General features: G+C 42.8%; 12 protein-coding genes. 7 read left to right on the forward strand and 5 right to left on the reverse strand.

Annotated elements, in window-relative coordinates:
* Positions 1–306 precede the first annotated feature (306 nt).
* The 4 genes from V7L07_RS28515 to V7L07_RS28530 all read left to right on the forward strand — a co-directional run bounded on the left by V7L07_RS28515 (position 307) and on the right by V7L07_RS28530 (position 5,649).
* Positions 307–516, forward strand: a complete 210-nt coding sequence (locus V7L07_RS28515) for a hypothetical protein (protein WP_179068100.1) — start codon at positions 307–309, stop codon at positions 514–516.
* A gap of 64 nt (positions 517–580) precedes the next feature.
* Positions 581–2,245, forward strand: coding sequence for an FAD-dependent oxidoreductase (locus tag V7L07_RS28520; RefSeq protein WP_335062483.1), 1,665 nt, complete (start codon positions 581–583; stop codon positions 2,243–2,245).
* 92 nt (positions 2,246–2,337) lie between these two features.
* The gene (locus V7L07_RS28525) at positions 2,338–3,732 is read left to right on the forward strand and encodes an ATP-binding protein (RefSeq protein WP_335062485.1); all 1,395 of its coding nucleotides are present in this window, start codon (positions 2,338–2,340) and stop codon (positions 3,730–3,732) included.
* 474 nt (positions 3,733–4,206) lie between these two features.
* Positions 4,207–5,649, forward strand: a complete 1,443-nt coding sequence (locus V7L07_RS28530; RefSeq protein WP_335062486.1) for an NHLP bacteriocin system secretion protein — start codon at positions 4,207–4,209, stop codon at positions 5,647–5,649.
* A 64-nt stretch (positions 5,650–5,713) separates the two neighbouring features.
* On the opposite strand, the gene V7L07_RS28535 is transcribed toward V7L07_RS28530, so the two are convergent.
* Complete coding sequence (locus V7L07_RS28535) at positions 5,714–5,914, reverse strand: hypothetical protein (protein ID WP_335062487.1); 201 nt, start codon at positions 5,912–5,914, stop codon at positions 5,714–5,716.
* Positions 5,915–5,931: 17 nt separating this feature from the next.
* On the opposite strand from V7L07_RS28535, the gene V7L07_RS28540 reads away from it, so the two are divergent.
* On the forward strand, positions 5,932–8,166 hold the full coding sequence (locus tag V7L07_RS28540; protein ID WP_335062489.1) for an NHLP family bacteriocin export ABC transporter peptidase/permease/ATPase subunit: 2,235 nt from the start codon (positions 5,932–5,934) through the stop codon (positions 8,164–8,166).
* Positions 8,167–8,400: 234 nt separating this feature from the next.
* Here the strand turns inward: V7L07_RS28540 and V7L07_RS28545 are convergent, their stop codons facing one another.
* Positions 8,401–9,030 (reverse strand): GNAT family N-acetyltransferase, encoded by a 630-nt coding sequence (locus tag V7L07_RS28545; RefSeq protein ID WP_335062491.1) that lies wholly within the window; start codon positions 9,028–9,030, stop codon positions 8,401–8,403.
* On the opposite strand from V7L07_RS28545, the gene V7L07_RS28550 reads away from it, so the two are divergent.
* Positions 9,018–11,849, forward strand: coding sequence for an NHLP bacteriocin export ABC transporter permease/ATPase subunit (locus V7L07_RS28550; RefSeq protein WP_335062493.1), 2,832 nt, complete (start codon positions 9,018–9,020; stop codon positions 11,847–11,849). The two genes, V7L07_RS28545 and V7L07_RS28550, sit on opposite strands and share 13 nt — an antisense overlap.
* Positions 11,850–12,453: 604 nt before the next feature.
* Here V7L07_RS28550 and V7L07_RS28555 read toward each other — a convergent pair.
* From V7L07_RS28555 to V7L07_RS28565, 3 genes are all read right to left on the reverse strand, one after another.
* Positions 12,454–13,245, reverse strand: a complete 792-nt coding sequence (locus V7L07_RS28555) for an SDR family NAD(P)-dependent oxidoreductase (protein WP_335062495.1) — start codon at positions 13,243–13,245, stop codon at positions 12,454–12,456.
* 143 nt (positions 13,246–13,388) lie between these two features.
* Positions 13,389–14,864 carry an alpha/beta hydrolase gene (locus V7L07_RS28560; protein WP_335062496.1) on the reverse strand — a complete coding sequence of 492 codons (1,476 nt, stop codon included), beginning with the start codon at positions 14,862–14,864 and terminating at the stop codon, positions 13,389–13,391.
* 157 nt (positions 14,865–15,021) lie between these two features.
* The gene (locus tag V7L07_RS28565) at positions 15,022–17,031 is read right to left on the reverse strand and encodes a hypothetical protein (protein WP_335062498.1); all 2,010 of its coding nucleotides are present in this window, start codon (positions 17,029–17,031) and stop codon (positions 15,022–15,024) included.
* 670 nt (positions 17,032–17,701) lie between these two features.
* On the opposite strand from V7L07_RS28565, the gene V7L07_RS28570 reads away from it, so the two are divergent.
* Complete coding sequence (locus V7L07_RS28570) at positions 17,702–19,096, forward strand: NADH:flavin oxidoreductase (protein ID WP_335062500.1); 1,395 nt, start codon at positions 17,702–17,704, stop codon at positions 19,094–19,096.
* The last annotated feature ends 22 nt before the right edge of the window (positions 19,097–19,118 follow it).

Here is a 19,118-nt window from a genome sequence, read left to right on the forward strand (position 1 = left end):
TAAACTCAGCACCATGGCGTTGAGTTTAGTCAATTACTAGGCCCCTCTTGACAAGACTCTATTTTTCTTAACTTGACGCCAATGCCAAGATGCCCAACCCATAAGAGTTAATTGAATATTTTTTTATTTGTCAGTCCCTAATTCAATTTCAGATTAACGCGACTGACCAAAATAGTTTTATGATTCTCTACGAAAGCATATTGTGAAATTACCAAAATATTCTCAAGCTCATTCTGAAACATGGTGAATGGTGAATCACCGAAACCTTCTTCCAAGGTCAAATAAAGTGTAGGGAGATGAACAAGTATGGCTGAACATGTATTTCATAACCAACTGGGTTTAGAGGAACAAACCGAAAAACTTGGAAAGCAAGCATTGAGCTTGGGTTTGATTCCCAGCTTTGTGGTGCATTACTTTCCCGATACCTGGGTATTTTATATCCCTAATGAAAGTCAATCCGAACCTCTGACACCAGAAGAGGCATACTTTCGTTTAAAGCAACTGGTTAAACAGTAGATATTTTGACAACAGATTTTTGAAAATAACGGCTAGGCACTGCAATTGTTGAGTAACAGTAATTATGGCGAAACCAGCAATTTTAACCGTCGATGATGATCCAGAGGTGCTGCAAGCAGTGTCACGAGACTTACGGCATCAGTATGGCGATCGCTTCCGTATTGTTCGGGCAGATTCCGGTATTACCGCTTTAGATGTGGTGCAACAACTCAAATTACGAAACGAAGCTGTTGCCCTATTCTTGGTAGATCAACGTATGCCCCAGATGGGAGGTGTAGAGTTTCTGGAACAGGCAAAAGACATCTTTCCCGATGCGAAACGTGCCTTGTTGACAGCCTATGCAGATACGGATGCTGCTATTAAATCAATTAATAGCGCCAGACTTGATTATTACTTACTCAAGCCCTGGAATCCACCAGAAGAGAAGCTGTATCCTGTTTTAGATGATTTGCTAGATGACTGGCTAGCTGGATTCCGCCCACCATTTGAAGGGATTCGAGTCATTGGTAATCGCTGGTCGCCTTTTTCACATCAGGTGAAAGATTTCTTAGCACGTAACCAGATTCCATTTAAGTGGTTAGATATTGAACTGGAACCAGAGGCAGCAAAATTGGTGGAATACGCCCAAGCTGATTGTAGACAACAATTGCCCTTGGTGCTGTTTCCCGATGGTTCCCGGTTAATTCAACCATCTAATTTAGAGATTGCTGCCAAAATTGGACTGCAAACTCAGGCAGAGCGTCCCTTTTATGATTTGGCGATCGTGGGTGCTGGCCCTGCGGGACTGGCTGCCGCCGTCTATGGCGCTTCTGAGGGATTGAGTACTGTCTTAATTGAGCGGGAAGCGCCAGGAGGACAAGCTGGCACGAGTTCGCGGATTGAGAACTATTTGGGGTTTCCTATTGGCTTGAGTGGTAGTGATTTGGCAAGGCGGGGAGTCACCCAGGCGCGGCGATTTGGCGTAGAGATTCTCACACCTCAAGTAGTAACTGGAGTGAGGCTGGAAGATCCTTATCGGATTCTGCAATTGGCAGATGGTAGCGAGATTAGTTGCCATGCGCTTTTAGTTGCAACTGGGGTTTCCTACCGTTGGCTAAATGTACCAGGAGCCGAAAAGCTTACAGGGGCAGGAATTTACTACGGTGCTGCCATGACTGAAGCGATCGCCTGCACCAATGAAGAGGTTTACTTGGTAGGCGGGGCAAACTCTGCCGGACAGGCAGCAATGCACTTTTGTAAGTATGCCAGGAAAGTGATTATGTTGGTGCGGGGTGAGTCACTAGCATCAACTATGTCCCAATACTTAATTGACCAAATTGCCGCCACTGAAAATATCCAAGTTTGCACAAGTTGTAGCGTTGTGGAAGTGAAGGGAGAGGAACATTTAGAAGCAATTGTGATTGCCCACGCCAAGACAGGACAAACTGAAACCGTGTCAGCGCGATCGCTCTTTATTTTCATCGGTGCTAGCCCTAAAACAGATTGGCTTGATGGCGTTATTCAACGCGATGCTCAGGGGTTTGTCATCACCGGGCCAGACTTAATACATAATGGCAAATCTGCCCCAGGTTGGAATTTGGAACGCTCTCCTTTTTTACTAGAAACCAATATTCCAGGCATCTTCGCAGCTGGAGATGTCCGCTATGGCTCAGTTAAGCGCGTGGCATCCGGTGTGGGAGAAGGTTCGATCGCCATTCAATTCGTTCACCGCTACCTGAGTAATGTTTAGCTAGAACGGGAAAAACTATATATTTGCAAACCTCTCCTCTGCTCCCCTGCTCCCTGCCCCCTGCCCCTCTGCCCCCTCAAGGAGGTTTATTGATGTTATGTGTTGAAGAATTAATCAACTTAGACCCATTTCAACAGCTTCCTAAAGAGCGGTTGGAGTGGATTTGCGATCGCGCTCAAACAGTTGAACTTTCGGCCGGAGCAGTATTGTCCTATGAGGGAGACCCTGCATGTCGCTTATTTATCTTAGTCAAAGGTAAAATCAACATCACCCGCCGCAGTGAAGGAGTTGAAATTCCCATCGGGCAACACGAAGCCCCATCTTTTTTTGGTGAAATTCCCGTACTCACTGATGAACCTGCACCTGTGACAATGCGGGCATTGACAAATTGCCACATTTATGAAATGAAGGGAGAAGACTTCCGTAAACTGCTGCATGAATGTCGTGATTTTGAGCGGATGGTCTTCCGAATTATGCAGCGTCGTGTCCGGGGGCTAGAGTCTTTCATTCGTGGGCGAGAAAAGATGGCAGCTTTAGGGACACTTGCCGCCGGTTTAGCTCATGAACTCAATAACCCAGCAGCCGCCCTGGTTCGGACTTTAGGAGAAATGCCAGCTGCCATCCTAGAGTTACAACGAATGAATTTAGTTTATGGGCAACGCAATGTTGATGAAGCCCATACTCAACACTGGTTAAGAGTACGCGATCAAGGCCATGACGCAATTTTGAATAATCGTGTAGATCCAGTGACATTAAGCGATCGCGAAACCATATTACTGGAATGGTTAGAAGACTATGGTGTAAAACAAGCCTGGAAATTAGCAGAACCTTTAGCGGAAGGTGGTGTTGAGATTGAAACCTTAGACCAACTCATGGAACGTTGGCGCAACGACAACACGGAATTGCGAGAAATGGGATTGCACTGGCTAGCGCTTTCCTTTGAAGTCATGTCGATGATTAAACATGGTTTGCGAGGATCTGAGAGGATTTCCGAACTTGTGCAAGCGATGAAGTCTTATTCTTACCTCGATCAAGGTATTCAGCAAGAAGTAGATATACATCAAGGCTTGGAAGATACCTTGCGATTGTTTGCCCATAAACTCAAGAGCGGTGTGCAAGTGCAACGCAATTACGATCGGGGTCTTCCGAAAATTCTTGCCTATGGCAGTGAACTAAATCAAGTGTGGACGAACTTAATTGACAACGCCATTGATGCAATGGATGGTAAAGGATTATTGGAAATTAAAACTTGGCATTGCGATCGCTATGCTCATATTGACATTATCGACTCTGGCAGTGGAATTCCACTGGAAATTAAAACGCGCATTTTTGAACCCTTCTTCACCACCAAATCAGTAGGGCATGGATCGGGATTGGGTTTAGAAACTACTCGCCGGATTGTAGAAAATCGCCATCACGGTACACTCTCATTTGAATCGCAGCCAGGTAGAACTTGTTTCACCATCTGCTTACCTTTGACATATTGAAGAAGAATTCAGGAGTCAGAATTCAGGAGTCAGAATTGTCTCGTTCCCAGCCTCCGACTGGGAACGCCTATCTTTGAGGCTCCGCCTCTCCTGCTGGCGGCAGAGCCACCATGAGCAACATTTCTAGCCTCCGGCTGGAAACGAGATTTGAAAAGGGTTTAGCTTAGGTTAAGGGATTTCCAAGGAATAAATTATCCCAAAAAACGAACCACAGAGACGCAGAGAACACAGAGAGAGGAGAGATTAAGAGGATTTTTGTGTCAGTTTTGGAATATTTTTTTATTTGGAAGTCCCTAACACCAATGGCAATAACTCTCTTTCCTCCCCTGCCCCCCTGCTTCCCCTACTCCCCTCAACAGATAACTTTATTAACCAAACCGTATTGAGTTCTCCCCTAGTTCTCCCCGATCGCACTTTAATCTTAAAAGTCTAGAAGATTTAAGGTTTTGGGTGCTTTCAGCAAGAAGGAGGACAATGCAACTAAAACACAGTCACATCTTTCGCCAAGAAGCCCTAGAACGCTTATCTTCACCAGAACAACTGGATCAAGCGATCAATGTGGTCAAGCCTCAAGCTTGGTTGACTTTATCTGCTATGAGTTTTGTGGTTGCTGTGGCTGGCGTTTGGAGTGTGTTTGGCAGAATTCCCCTGACTGTTACCGGCCAAGGCATCTTGATCAAACCGCACCATGTTGTGGAATTTCAAGCACCCAGTTCAGGCCCCTTACTAACTCTCAAGGTTAAGGCGGGAGATATTATTAAACAGGGTGATGTGCTGGGTATTATCGACCAATCAGCACTAAAGCAGCAACTACAGCAAGAGCAAACAAAGTTACAGCAATTGCAAACTCAGAATCAAGAAACAGACAGGTTACAAAAGCTGCTGATTGACCAACAAATCATCACCCTTGGACAGCAGAGAATGGATCTGGAAAATAATCTGCGCCGAGAGGAAGTTGCACCAAAGTTACGCGATCAAACACAAAGAGCGATCGCCCAAAAACGTCAAAGCATTAATTCCCGCAAACAACAAATTAATTATTTACTTAAAACCCTCAAAGGGCGAGTTGATAACCGTCGTCACCTTTTTGAACAGCATGTCATCAGCCAAGATATGTTGGTACAAGCTGAACAAGAATATTTTAATACTCAAAGCGAACTATCAGATATTGATGTGCAACTAAAGGATCTCGAAATCCAAGAAACCACAACGCAACGAGAATATCTGGAAAACCTGAATAAGATTGACGAAATTAAAACCAAAATTAAAGACCTGAATACTCAAAATACTAAATTACGCGAACAAGATTTAAAGCAATCAATTGACAAAACTAATCAAATTCGAGAAGTAAAACGGCGAATCGCCCAATTAGAATTACAACTGTCTCAAGAAAGTAGAATTATTAGTAAATACAATGGTCATATTTTGGAAGTGAGTGTTGTGCCTGGTCAAATGATGAATCCTGGTACTCGCCTGGGGTCAATCGAAGCTGAAGAGGCAAATTCAAAACTTGTGAGTCTTGTCTACTTTGCTAATAAAGATGGTAAGCAAATCAAGCCAGGGATGGCTGTACAAGTGACTCCCAGCTTTGCCAAACGTGAGCGCGAAGGTGGTATTATTGGTGCGATCGCAGATATTTCTGCATTTCCAGTAACTACACAAGATATTACAGCGATCGTTGGTAACAAAGAAATGGCCGCCAGTCTTGCAGGGAAAGGTGAAGGTCAGGTACAAGCTTTTGTCCAACTCCAAGAAAACCCGACATCAGTCAGTGGTTACAAATGGTCATCATCTTCTGATGGGCCAGCTTTAAAAATATCCTCTGGCACAATCACTTCTGTTCAAGTGAAAGTAGGAGAAAAAGCACCGATTTCTTATATTATTCCTATGCTGCGTTCTTGGACGGGGATTTATTAAATTGGGGATTGGGGACTGGGGACTGGGGACTGGGGATTGGGGATTGGGGTCTGGGAGTTAAAACTTAAAAGTCCACCCTCAGAAGCTCAACGTTCACCCTCAGAAGCTCAACTTCCACCTTCAGAAGCTTAACTTCCACCTTCAGAAGCTCAAAGTTCACCCTTAGAAGCTCAACGTTCACCCTCAGAAGCTCAACTTCCACCTTCAGAAGCTCAACTTTCACCCTCAGAAGCTTAACGTCCACCCTCAGAAGCTCAATTTCCATTTAAATCCCTTTTCCCTATGCCCAATCCCCAATTCCCAATCCCCAGTCCCCAATCCCCAGTCCCCAATAATCGCGTCCGCACTTCTACACTTTTGCAAATGGAAGCGGTCGAATGTGGTGCGGCTGCTTTGGGAATAATTCTTAGCTATTACGGACGGATTGTGCCACTGGCTAAACTGCGTGAAGAATGCGGTGTCTCGCGGGATGGGAGTAAAGCTTTTAATATTCTCAAAGCTGCAAAAAATTATGGACTCAATGCTAAAGGTTTAAAACTGTCTCTAGAACAGGTGACAACTACCCGCCTTCCCTACATTGTCTTTTGGAATTTTAACCATTTTCTTGTAGTAGAAGGATATAGCAAAAAACGCGTCTACCTCAACGATCCTGCCAATGGTCGGAGAACGGTTAGTTGGGAGGAATTCGATCGCGCATACACGGGAGTTGTGCTGGTGATGGAACCGAGAGCAGACTTTCAGAAGGGAGGCAAAAAAAATCACATTGTCTCAGCTTTAAGTAGTCGCTTGCAAAACTCACGAGTTACCATTTTATTTTGTCTGCTGGCCGGGTTATTGCTAACATTGCCTCGGTTAGCTGTACCAGCCTTTTCTCAGGTATTTATCGATGAGATTTTAGTCCAAGATAGACAAGATTGGTTACGACCTTTGCTGTTAGGAATGCTGTTAACTACTTTATTACGGGCATTCATTGCTAGACTGCGCCTTACCTACCTGCGGCGATTGATGGTTAAGTTGTCAGTCAGCACATCAGGAATATTTCTCTGGCATATCCTACGATTGCCCATCGGGTTTTACGATCAGCGCTTTGCTGGGGAAATTAGTAGCCGGATGAAACTGAATGATCGTGTGGCGGAAGTACTTTCAGGATCTTTAGCAACCACAATCATTGATGCAGTGATGATGGTCTTTTACCTGCTAATTATGATTCAGTATGACCAATTATTGAGTGCGATCGCAGTTGGTTTTGCTGCAATCAACATTCTGGCTCTCTTCTTTTTATCGCAAACTCGTGTAGATGCCAATATGCGCCTAGCTCAGGAATATGGCAAGGTGGGTGGAGTAACGGTTAGTGGCATCCAAACCATAGAAACTATCAAAGCTTCTGGACTGGAGTCAGATTTATTTGCTCGATTTGCAGGTTATTACGCCAAAGCACTCAACGCCCAACAAGAATTAGGCTTGCAAACTCAAATTCTCACCACATTACCAACAATTTTGACAGCCTTAACCACTGCTTCTATTTTGCTAGTTGGTGGTTTACAGGTAATGAACAACAATCTCAGCATTGGGATGCTGGTTGCCTACCAAAGTTTAACACTGAGCTTCTTAGAGCCAGTCAATAGCCTCGTCAATTTTGGCGGTACACTCCAAACTTTAGAAGCTGACTTAAACCGCCTTGATGATGTGCTGCAAAATCCCGTTGATTTGGAAGTGGAGGGGAGGCGGGAACTGGGGATTGGGGATTGGGGACTGGGGACTGGAAAAATTACTTCCTCGTCTCTCTGGCAATTACAGGGCAATGTTGAGTTACGAAATGTCACTTTTGGGTACAGTCGTGTGGAATCTCCGTTGATTGAGAATTTGAGCTTGACTGTCAAGCCAGGGCAAAGGATAGCACTTGTGGGGGGAAGTGGTTCTGGTAAATCCACAGTTGCTAAATTAATTTGTGGTCTTTATCAACCTTGGCAGGGGGAAATCTGCTTTGATGGTGTAGAGCGATCGCAAATCAAGCGTTCTGTTCTGGCTAACTCGTTGGCAATGGTTGAACAAGATATCTTTTTATTTGCCGGGACTGTGCGAGAAAACATTACTCTTTGGGATGCAACGGTGCTAGAAGCTGATTTGGTGCAGGCTTGCCAGGATGCAGCTATTCATGATGCGATCGGATCTCTACCGGGAAAATATGACTTCGAGTTAATTGAAGGCGGTATGAATATTAGTGGTGGCCAACGCCAGCGCTTAGAAATTGCCCGCGCTTTGGTGAGAAATCCCACCGTGTTAGTACTTGATGAAGCAACCAGCGCCCTGGATGCAGAAACAGAGTTGATAATTAACCGTAACTTGCAACAGCGTGGTTGTTCTTGTATTGTAGTCGCCCACCGCCTCAGCACAATTCGCGATTGCCATGAAATTATCGTGCTAGAGCAAGGTAAAATCGTGCAGCGTGGCACTCATGAAGAATTATGGCAGCAAGGCGGGACTTATGTTCAATTACTTCACGCGGCAGAAGCATAATATCAAGTTTGAGAACATTTATCGAACAGCATTCATTCTGTTCGACTGGCGGATAGCACAGCGTAAAGATTTCTCTTCTCCCGTTGAGAGCGTCTTATAGCTCAATACGCTTGGGTTAAGGGTTATTGGTGTGGATAACTGGTCTTTCAAGACGCGATAAATCGCGTCTCTACATCAGGGTTTTGTTGCTCATTCTGAACTGTATTGTCTTAATTCTGACTCCTGAATTCTTCTTCAATAAAAGTATTCGTTTTCAAGTATAGACATAATTACTAACGAAGAATACTTATCCTTTTGCCTCAAAGCTTCTCGCAAAACTCCTTCCTCCTGAAAGCCAACCGATTGATAAACATGTCTAGCACGTTGATTGTGTTCAAAGACATCTAACCAACAACGATGAGCATTATACTCTTCAAAAACCTTTTTGAGGATCATTCGCAATGCACGCTTGCCGTATCCTAATCCTGGTTCAGCAACGATAATTCGAGTTAATTCAATACTCCTGTTTGGTGATTGTAACCCAGACAAAATAACGTAGCCTTGCGTCTCTCCTGAACTATTTTCAATTATTAAATAATGTTTATCAGGAGAGTGCAAGTTTCTGCTGTGTTCTTCTCGACTCCAGCAGATGATCAGGTCTTTGAATTCATCTCTGTTTTCTTGAGTGAGGATGAAATCTATATCGTTTAGGTTAGCAGAACGTAATTTTATCATCAAAAAACTTTCTGTTACATTCAACCGGGATACAATAGTTTTTCTATCTTTTTTCCACTCGTCAAACTCACATCGATTTACATTCAGTGAATCCTCTTCCCCAACCATACTGCCTTCAAGCAAACGAACCATTACTGTTGGATAACTCACAAACTGTCTGGATAGTGCAGTCTGGAACATTAGCAGTGTTTGCCACTAGAGTTAAAAACAGTTTACCAAAGGAGCGTCGCCGCTATTTGTTTCATGTCAATGCTGGTGAAGCCTTGTTACCGGAAGTAATCGCACAAAACCAATGGAATTTTGTAGCGATCGCAATTGAATCTACCCAATTATGCCAGATGTCAATCGTTGACTTGGTTCAGGGAATTGGCGCGGCTGACTTGCAATCCATAGAACTTTTAGAAGGTTGGATCAATCATTTAGGACAATCTCTTAGCGCCCAGCAAACAGTTTTGACAACACCATTAAACCTTGTACAGCCAAACATTGAACGTGATTTTTCTTTATCGGCTGGTGAAACGCTACAGGGAAGGCAACAAACACTCTTATGGGTGAAGTTGCAGCAAGGCAATACTTACTGGATGGGAATCGGGGAATTAACATTGAATTCTACCTCACTAGCGTTTCCACTCACGAGTGCGATGTGGCTGGAGGCAGAAAATGCAGTTAGCGGCCAAATGTTGTCAACGGCAGATTTAGCAAATTCTGAGGAACTCATTGCAGGTTTAGCCAGTTTACAGACTTATTTTTTTCACTACTTCAGTTTGCTGGCAAATAAAGAAGTAGAAGCAGAATTTCGGCAGTTTCAAGAACGCGAACAATTTAATCAGCAAGTCATAGAGGCGGCACTTTCTGACTTAGCAACAGTCTTGCAGCCGCAACAAGAGACGGTTTTCTTTCAAGAAGGGCCGCCCTTATTGGTAGCATTGGGGGCAGTTGGACGGGCACTAGGAATAGAAATTCATCCACCAGTAGCGGATTTAAATTCTATTAAAGACCCTGTAGCGGCGATCGCTCAAGCATCGCAAATTCGGATTCGGCGTGTAACTTTAGCAGATGGCTGGTGGCGTCAAGATCAAGGGGCAATGTTAGCTTATACCCAATCAGAAAAGCGACCAGTAGCTTTATTACCTACAGATAATCGGGATTATCTGATATTCGACCCCATAGCACGAACTCGCACACCTGTAAATGAAACAGTAGCAAAAACACTCACATCATTAGCCTACGTTTTGTATCGACCGTTACCCCAAGTTGCACTCAACGCCATCGATTTGCTGCGGTTTGGGGTGAAGGGCTATGAAAAAGACATCGCCAGTATTCTAGTGGTGGGGTTACTGGGCACAATATTGGGAATGGTTGCACCACAAGCAACAGCGATTTTAATTAATCATGCCATTCCAGATAGCGATCGCGCTTTACTGTGGCAGATCGGATTAGTTATGTTTGCGGTGGCTTTTGGGCAGTTAGCTTTTCAAATTGCCCAAAGCATTATTACCTTAAGAGTCGAAAGCGCCACTGATAGTATATTGCAGCCAGCCATTTGGGATCGTTTACTCAGATTAAGTCCGAGTTTTTTTCGTCAATATACTTCTGGAGATTTAGTCAACCGTGTGATGGCGGTGAGAGAAATTCACCAAAAACTCAGTGGCGCTACCCAACGCACCTTGTTGAGTGGAGTCTTTGCCTTATTCAATTTGGTGCTGATGTTTGTTTACAGTTGGCAACTAGCCTTTGTAGGCGTAGGTTTAGCAATCTTTGCCGTCGTGGTTACAACTGTTGCTAGTTTCCTGTTAGTGAAGAAATCGCAAAAACAGCAAGAACTAGATGGGGCAATTCAGGGACTCACCGTACAACTCATTAATGGTGTCGCCAAATTGCGGGTAGCAATGGCAGAAGAACGGGCCTTTGCAACTTGGGCAAAAAAATACAGCCAGCAGATCCGATTAAAGGCGAGTTGGCAAGAGATTAAAGATGGGATTTCTGTATTTAATGAAGCCCTGCCTTTGGTAAGTTCTATATTGCTGTTTGGGTTTGCCATGCTGTTGATGCAGCCACGCCTCACATTGGGTACATTCGTTGCTTTTAACTATGCTTTGGCGATTTTTATCAGAGGAGTAATTAACCTGAGCAATACCACATCAGAAATTTTGGGTATTGTACCAATATGGGAACGGTCAAAACCAATTTGGCGATCGCAGCCTGAATATGACTCAACCAAAGTCAATCCCGGACAATTAAGCGGTCGAATTGCCCTAAATCGAGTCAGCTTTCGCTACTCGGAGAATGGCAGCCTAATCCTCAATGATGTTACCCTCCATGCCGAACCAGGGGAATTTATTGCGATCGTTGGCCCTTCTGGAAGTGGAAAATCAACCATCTTGCGTTTGCTATTGGGGTTTGAAACTCCATTGACAGGCAGCATCTACTACGATGGCAAAGACTTAGCAGAGATGGAACTCCAGGCTGTGCGAAGACAGTTAGGAGTGGTACTACAAAATGGTAAAATTGGCACAGGCTCAGTTTTTGATAACATCAGCACCGGGGCTTTAGTTTCCTTAGAGGAAGCTTGGTCAGCAGCACAGATGGCAGGTTTGGCTGATGATATCAAGCAAATGCCAATGGGAATGCATACAATTATTGCTGAGGGTGGTAGTAATCTTTCGGGTGGACAACGGCAAAGATTATTGATTGCGCGATCGCTAGTTTCAAAGCCCAAAATCATTTTAATGGATGAAGCAACCAGCGCCCTCGATAACCGCACCCAGGCAATTGTGACTGAAAGTTTAGCCAAGTTAAACGCTACTAGAGTAGTTATTGCCCATCGTCTCAGTACAATTCGCAATGCCGATCGCATTTATGTAATAGACGCTGGTCATATTATACAAGTGGGTACTTTCTCGCAATTAATTGTGCAAGAAGGGTTATTTGCTCAACTTGTTGCCCGACAGTTAGAGGGCGATCTTTAATATTAGTTTTGAGAGGTTAGTAGTCTGTCCCATTAATTTTGTGGGGCTGCTAGATCCCCGACTTCTTGAAGGATGCAGCTGGCGAATAGGGGGTATTACCCCACAAGGAGCAACTGGGGTTGGTTTTGAACAATCAACAAGTCCTCTCGAAAAGGTGTGCTTCAAATCAGCGCACCTTTTTGAGTATGAAAATTTGCGATCAAGGCAGTTTTAACTGTCCCTGGAGAACAAATGATCATGAATTTAGGACTTGTTAGTTAAGCACAATGAACACGCAATCTAGCAAAAGAACTAGTACGAGTACGAGCTTTAGTAACATGATTAGACCAGTCAAAAAATCCCAATTCGTCGTACATTTTCATATACATATTTCCGAGTGGGAATGACGCACGTGCTATTTTTGCTGTCGGTGTCGGTATTTCCCATTGATTCACAGGATGCAGTGTCATACGCAGTTAAAAAAAGATACTAACAGTGCTTGTATCTTCTTATTTGCTGCACCTACCTTTTCCAGGGGGTGTAACCCCCTATTCGGCAGCTGTATCCTTTAAGAAGTCGGGAATCTTGTTTCTGCGCGTTTGATTTAGGATTGCTATGTTACAACTTACTTGCTTTCCTGCATATTTCTGACTAGTTTAGTCACTAGCTTTCTGGGAGTAAATCTTACAGATTCAGCGAGTAGCTTATTTTTAATTCCAGGAACAACAACAGTTTTGTTTTCAAATAGACCACGATAGCCGATTTCGGCTACCGCTTCCGCAGTCATAATTTTTTGACCGCTTACCAACTTTGAGTCTTCCATTGCGGCTCTCTGTTGAAAACCGGATTCGGTAGGGCCTGGACAAAGTGCTGTTACAGAAACGCCTGTACCTTCTAATTCATTAGCGATCGCTTCTGAGAACGATAAGACATAGGCTTTACTAGCGTAGTATACTGCCATCAGCGGCCCTGGCTGAAAAGCAGCAGTTGAAGCCACGTTTAATATTTTTCCAGACCCCCGCTTAACCATACCCTTGAGGAATAACTTGGTTAAATGTGTCAGACATAAGACATTGACCTGTAGCAATTGCAGTTCAGAATTCAAGTCAATTTCGTGAAATAATCCGTAGGTAGCAAAGCCAGCATTATTTATCAGCACATCAACCCTGATTGATGCTTGTTCTAGCTCAGTAAAAATTTCTTCTGGGGCTGATGGATTAGATAAATCCTTGGAAATAACTTTGACATCAATGCCAAATTTCTTTTTAAATTCATCAGCTATTTTATTCAGCTTGTCCACGCTTCTAGCTACTAACACAAGATTGTAACCATCCTGAGCAAATAACTTCGCGAATTCATAACCGATACCGCCAGATGCCCCCGTAATTAGAGCCGTTTGTTTGCGATCACCTTGCATAATTTTTCCTTTGTTAACTACTTCAAAACAAATGAATCATTAGTAACCTAACGTTCTTTAATCACCCTCGCTATAGGAAAGTCTAAAATCCTTATCCAGGTAGATTTTTGCTCACTCACTAGGCTTCTTTTGAAAAATGACATTTATTTCCATTGGGAAATTTCTAAGCGAACTGCCGCATTTGTTCCTAAGACTTTTTGCCCCCGTTCAGGTAAAGAAACATAAGCAACATATACATCTGAACTGGATTCTTGATTGAGAGTTAAATCTGTTACTGGCTCTTTTTGATCGGAATTCCAACTATAGGTAGCTTTGTATGTGCTATCTGATGCGGCAACATCAGTGATTAAATAGTCAGACCATAGCGGTACTTGGTCGAGATGACTGTCACGCAACCAATTCGTCTCTAGTTTTGTAAAAGAATGCAGTGCTAAACGCAGAGCATATCTACAGGTATTATCATCACTAGCTGAATTTCTGGGGATTAAGAAAGCTGTAAACAGGGGAATAGGTTTATCTATTCTGAGTAACTCTTGGGTGATTGGGCAATAATGAGCGATCGCTTGCTCATATATAGGAATAGGAAGACCACGCAAAGCAACTCTAGTTTCTAGTTGATAAAAATTATTGTCCTCGTCTTTTAACTCAACATTGCTCAGAGATAGTTTCACCTGGATATCACCAAACAAAAAGCGTTGTAGATTTTGATAACCTTCTTCTGAGTTGACTATGCCATAACGCCCACCATGAGAACGGTGAACATAAGCACGATGAGATCCTGTAATGTAAGCTTTATCGATCTGAACTAGACCATCACTTTTCACCCCTACAGCCTTTCGTGAAATACCAAAAAGTTCTTCATAATCATGTGCATTAGTACCAATTAGAGAAAAAACGCGGTTTGGCGGAAATGCATCTTCTAGGCTTTGTAGTTTTTCTAGCTGAAAGTCATCGGGTAACTCATTTGTTGGATCGTTGGCTTTAGGTGTTAAATACTGGTACATCCTCTGGGGGCCAAAATCATCGGAATTATTTAACTTAAACTTATCTCTAAGGTTTTCGATTAAACCACTTCCAATCTCAAAATAAATACCACCATGAGGTGTAGCGTAGGTAAAGAATTTGTCAATGTGATCGATAGCTTGCTCACCTTGATCTGGATAAATCTTTTGAATCAAGCTACGACAAATAAGACCTCCCATTGAGTGAGCGACAAGATAAATTTTGTCAGCACCCGTCGTCTCCTTGACATTCTGAATCAGTATTCTTAAACCCTCAGCTATCTGCTCCATTTCCTGTCTGACTACACTTGAAGAGTTAAAACTAGGTGTAGTTACATCATAAAATCGGTAGACCCAAATAGTTTTATTAAGTTGTCCAGACAATCTTTTAATTTGATTGCTCACATTTTGATTGTCAACAATTGGTTGATAACCATGATCGGTCATTAGCCGCAGTAATGGACTCTCGAAAAAAAACTTCTGGGGATTTTCGCTCTCATCTACTCGAATATGGGTTGAACCATTATTGAATCCATAAAATGGATCGTCAACTACTTGCTCAACATCTTTTTGTGTACCTGCATATCCACGAACGAAGATGATTGGTAAATACTGCATATATATCCTCGCTATGTAATAAATATTTTTGCTCGTTCCCAGTTTTAACCTGGGAACGAGTGCAGAGTATTCAGACAAGTTGTTTTAGTACAAGATTTTATCAATTCGTAGCGAATTTTCTGTGCATCTGGAGCATTTAAAACACTACGAAACTGTACTAGAACGTTTTCACAAACTCAATTAAGGCCTTCTTATCTTCATCTGGGAGATCGGAACCAAAATAGTGACCCTCATCTTCCACGAAGTCAGGAGATTTGTTGGCTCTTAAAAGCACACGTGCCAACTTACTCTTAATTCCTCCACCTGGTTTCAAGTCTTGGAAAAGGCTGCTGAGATTTAGAGATGTAATCGCCTCTCTGATATTGATGCTTGCCAGCAAATTCACAGGCGTACCTTTAGGAACAGGAATTCTAAATCTCGGATTCGGATCTCCTGGGGGAAGCTCTAATTTAGTATCTTTAGATGTCCTGCTGATAATTCCCTCACGCTTTTCAGGCCAGAGTAGCTTTTCCATCGCATCCGTATAGGCTTCTACACGTCCTTTCACTGAAGGATCTTCGTTGTAAAGTCCTAGTGTGTTGTTGTGAAGAAGTGGTGCTGTTGCCCAAATACTCACTAGCGAAGGTGTACGGTAATATCCCAAACCGCCGTCTGGTATCTTAAATTCGATGGGTTTTTTCTCATCGAAGGGGTTGTACAGCGTCAAAGTACCTGGTGATGGCAGTTCTTTGTAAGTCTTGGATGAGAACTGATCCCAAATATGCCCCTTAGTGGCATTTGTTCCTAGCGATCGCGCCGCATTAGTACCAATTAGGGTAACTGGATAACGCTGGTCATCAGACAAGAAGTTGTGGTCTAAGAAATTACTACTAAGTACAGACTCTTCATACCATTTCTGAGCCTGTTCGGGGTCAGCAGCAATTTCAGCAGGTGGCTTTTTGCTGGAATGGCAACTAGCACAAGTGCTGGCAAAAACCAGTTTGCCACGTTTGAGAACTTCCTCATCTTTAGTTAAGAAGTCTTCACCATCAGGTGCATCTTTTAGGTGTAGCGGCTTGATGGTTTTCAGGAATGCTTCGGCATCAGCCATACGTGCTTCTGTCTGTCTCCAGCCTTCGCAGTCTTTCCGCGCCTTGGCGATGTCAAAAGGTTTTTGGGGAGTTCTGCCTAATAAAGGTTCATGGAGACTTGTCCAGTAATCGCCGCACATCCCAATGTTGACGTAGACGCGTAGTGAGGCATTGGCCACTCCTGTAGAGTCTGCACCATCCTTGAGAATATGATTCACATCCTTGGTTGAACCATCGTTCATCACCTCTGGATATTTGGGGCGATCGCTTAAATTAAAAATGGCGTTAATCGCATTCGGATTGTTAATGTGATCGGTAGCAATCCGCGAAGTATCAGAAGTCCCAGGTTGTTGAGAATCAAGTACTTGCTTAACAAAACTATTTTCCCCAACGCTGGTTCCAAAGAATTTGTTTTCCTTGATGTACTGATTACCCAATGCTGGTACGAGGTTTTCCCATTTCGGATGTTCCTTGTCTTTGGGTGGGTTGAGGGGATCTAATGCTACATGACAGATGGCACAAGACTGCCCAATCAAGTAGGGAGGCTCGACTTGTGAGGTTTTGAAATACTCCTCAGCGTTCCATTTTGCTCGGTCGAAGTTGGGATTAGGGAACTTACGCAACCCAATAACGCCAGTTGAGAGCGGGTCTTTACATTTATCTAGCTGCAACCCGTATTCATCTTTTTCTGTGGATTTTTCACATCCAGGATCGTTAATTGCGCCATATAACTCAAATCGCTTGTCATGCTCTTTTGAGTCAATCAGCTTTAGCAGATCAGCACCGCCGTGTGTCCGTTTCGCTAAATCACGATAGTACTTATCATTACCACCAGTCCATAAGTACCAGGTGCAACGACCCCGTTTTTCGGCATCTGTCAAATTCTCCTTTGTGTACTCTGGGAGATAACCGATACCCTCGCAGTTATCGGGGTATTTGCTTACACCAGTGTCAGAGTACTTGTTACTTATGGGCGCAGGTGTTTCACTATACTCATCAGCTAGGGCTGTAGGCGTTCCATAAAAGCCGCAGACTATAAACATAGTCACGAACAGAAGGAGCAGACAGCCCTTAAAAAATAGACTTGTCTTTTTCATAAAACTCTCTGGTTGTAACCCCCAAACCTTCTCCACTGCACCTCACGTTTGCAGAGGCACACTAATGCTTCATCACTAATTTCCCATTTTCCAGATTTAGTCTTGGGATATTTTGATGATTTAAAATGTACCTTACTGAGGTTCGCTATATATGAACTTACTACACAAGTTTGCAAAACGTCATTAATAAACTTTTATACATTTCTAAACAAAAAATTTAAAAAATTGTAAATTTACAGTGGTTTGAATAAGCAATTTGCTATGGTTATATGCGTTACTTACGTACTTGGTAATGTTTGTAACAAATTTTCAAGTGCTTCTTTTAAAGTTGTCTTAACCCGATCAGAGAAATAAGAAAGACGAAAATTTTCACTTTTTTTAAGAATTGCTCTGTAAATACCGTAGGTTTACAAATTGCAAAAGTCTTTATATAACTGTAAAAACCAATAAGGCTAAATACCCATGCTGAAATTTGGTAAGTAAATCTAAGTAACAAAAAATTAATAATTAGCGTTCCCATCCGAAAACCTGCACTGTAGATTTGTAGACCTAAAAAATTGCCCTCGCAGAGACACTGAAAATAACAGTTCTCTGGCGAGACTGTTGATGCTACAAAAAATTCACCAAGCCGAATCTTATTGCCGAAACAACACGAAAGACAGAGGAACAAATGGAAAACGATATTATCTTTGAACCATTGAGATTCCATAATCTCACAGTAAAAAATCGGATATTTCGCTCTAGTATTTCCGGGAGATGGGATAACTATGATGGTTCAGGTACTCAAGCCCGAATCAACTGGGAAGAAAAGTTTGCTCGTGGTGGTGTCGGGGCGATTATTACTTCCTTTGTCCCAGTGGCCATCCGAGGCAGAATTATGCCCAATTACGCCACAATTCACTCTGATGAAACCGTTCCTTTTTGGCGAAAAGTAGGAGAAAAAGTCCACGAATATGACTGTAAATTTATCTTACAATTAAGCCATTCCGGGAGACAGCAGGATATTGGGGGTGTAGAAAACTTAGGAAAAAAAGCATTAAGTTCCACCAGCCAAACTGAGCCATTCCACGGCTTTTTGTGTCAAGCGATGACATTAGCAGAAATTAAAGAAACAATCCAATACTTTGCCGATGGCGCTAGACGTGTCCGTGAAGCAGGTTTAGATGGAATAGAATTGCACAGTGCTAATGGATATCTTTTTAACCAATTTCTCAGTTCTGGAATTAACGACCGTCAAGATGAATATGGTGGTTCATTAGAGAATCGAGCGCGGTTTTTGCTAGATGTCATTAGGGCAATTCGCAAAGAAGTAGGCAATGACTTTCACTTGCAATTCAAAATTAGTGCTGTTGATTATAACAACGCCGTCACTTTTTGGGAAAAACCAGGTAATACCATAGAAGATTCCATTCAAGTTTGTAAATGGGCAGAAGAAGCTGGCGCTGATGGCGTCCATGTATCAACTGGTAGCTTATTTCCTCATCCACTTAATCCCATTGGTGATTTTAATTTTGATGTCATTACTAGAACTTATGACACCATGTTGTCGAGTGGCGTAGAGACTACACGCAACTACATTTTATTTCGTAATTCCTTTTTGCATCCTGTTTTCAATCTTTTATGGAATCGAGTCAAAAAGCAATTGGCTCCTCAAGCATTTAGTGGTGACGATGTAAAAGACCCTAAAATCAAGCAATTACTGGCAGAGAACCAAGGCAGAAACTTACTGAATGCCAGAGAAATTAAAAAGCACGTTAATATTCCCGTACTATGTACTGGTGGTTTGCAACAGGCTTCTTATATTCGTCAGGCAATTAATGATCAGTATTGTGATGGTGTCACAATGGCTCGTACCCTAATTGCTAATAATGACTTAGTTAAATCTTTTCAAGCAGGTAAAGACCTGGCAGATAAACCCTGTACCTATTGTAATAAATGCCTACTGAATGTAACTGAGAATCCTTTAGGTTGTTACGAGGAGGAACGCTTCAATAGCTATGAAGAGATGATGGAAGAAGTCATGTCAGTTTTTCATCCAACTCAGTTTGCCAATTCATCTAAATAAAAAAGCGATGGGTATCATATTG

Source organism: Nostoc sp. (assembly GCF_036916985.1).
Taxonomy (GTDB): Bacteria; Cyanobacteriota; Cyanobacteriia; order Cyanobacteriales; family Nostocaceae; genus Nostoc.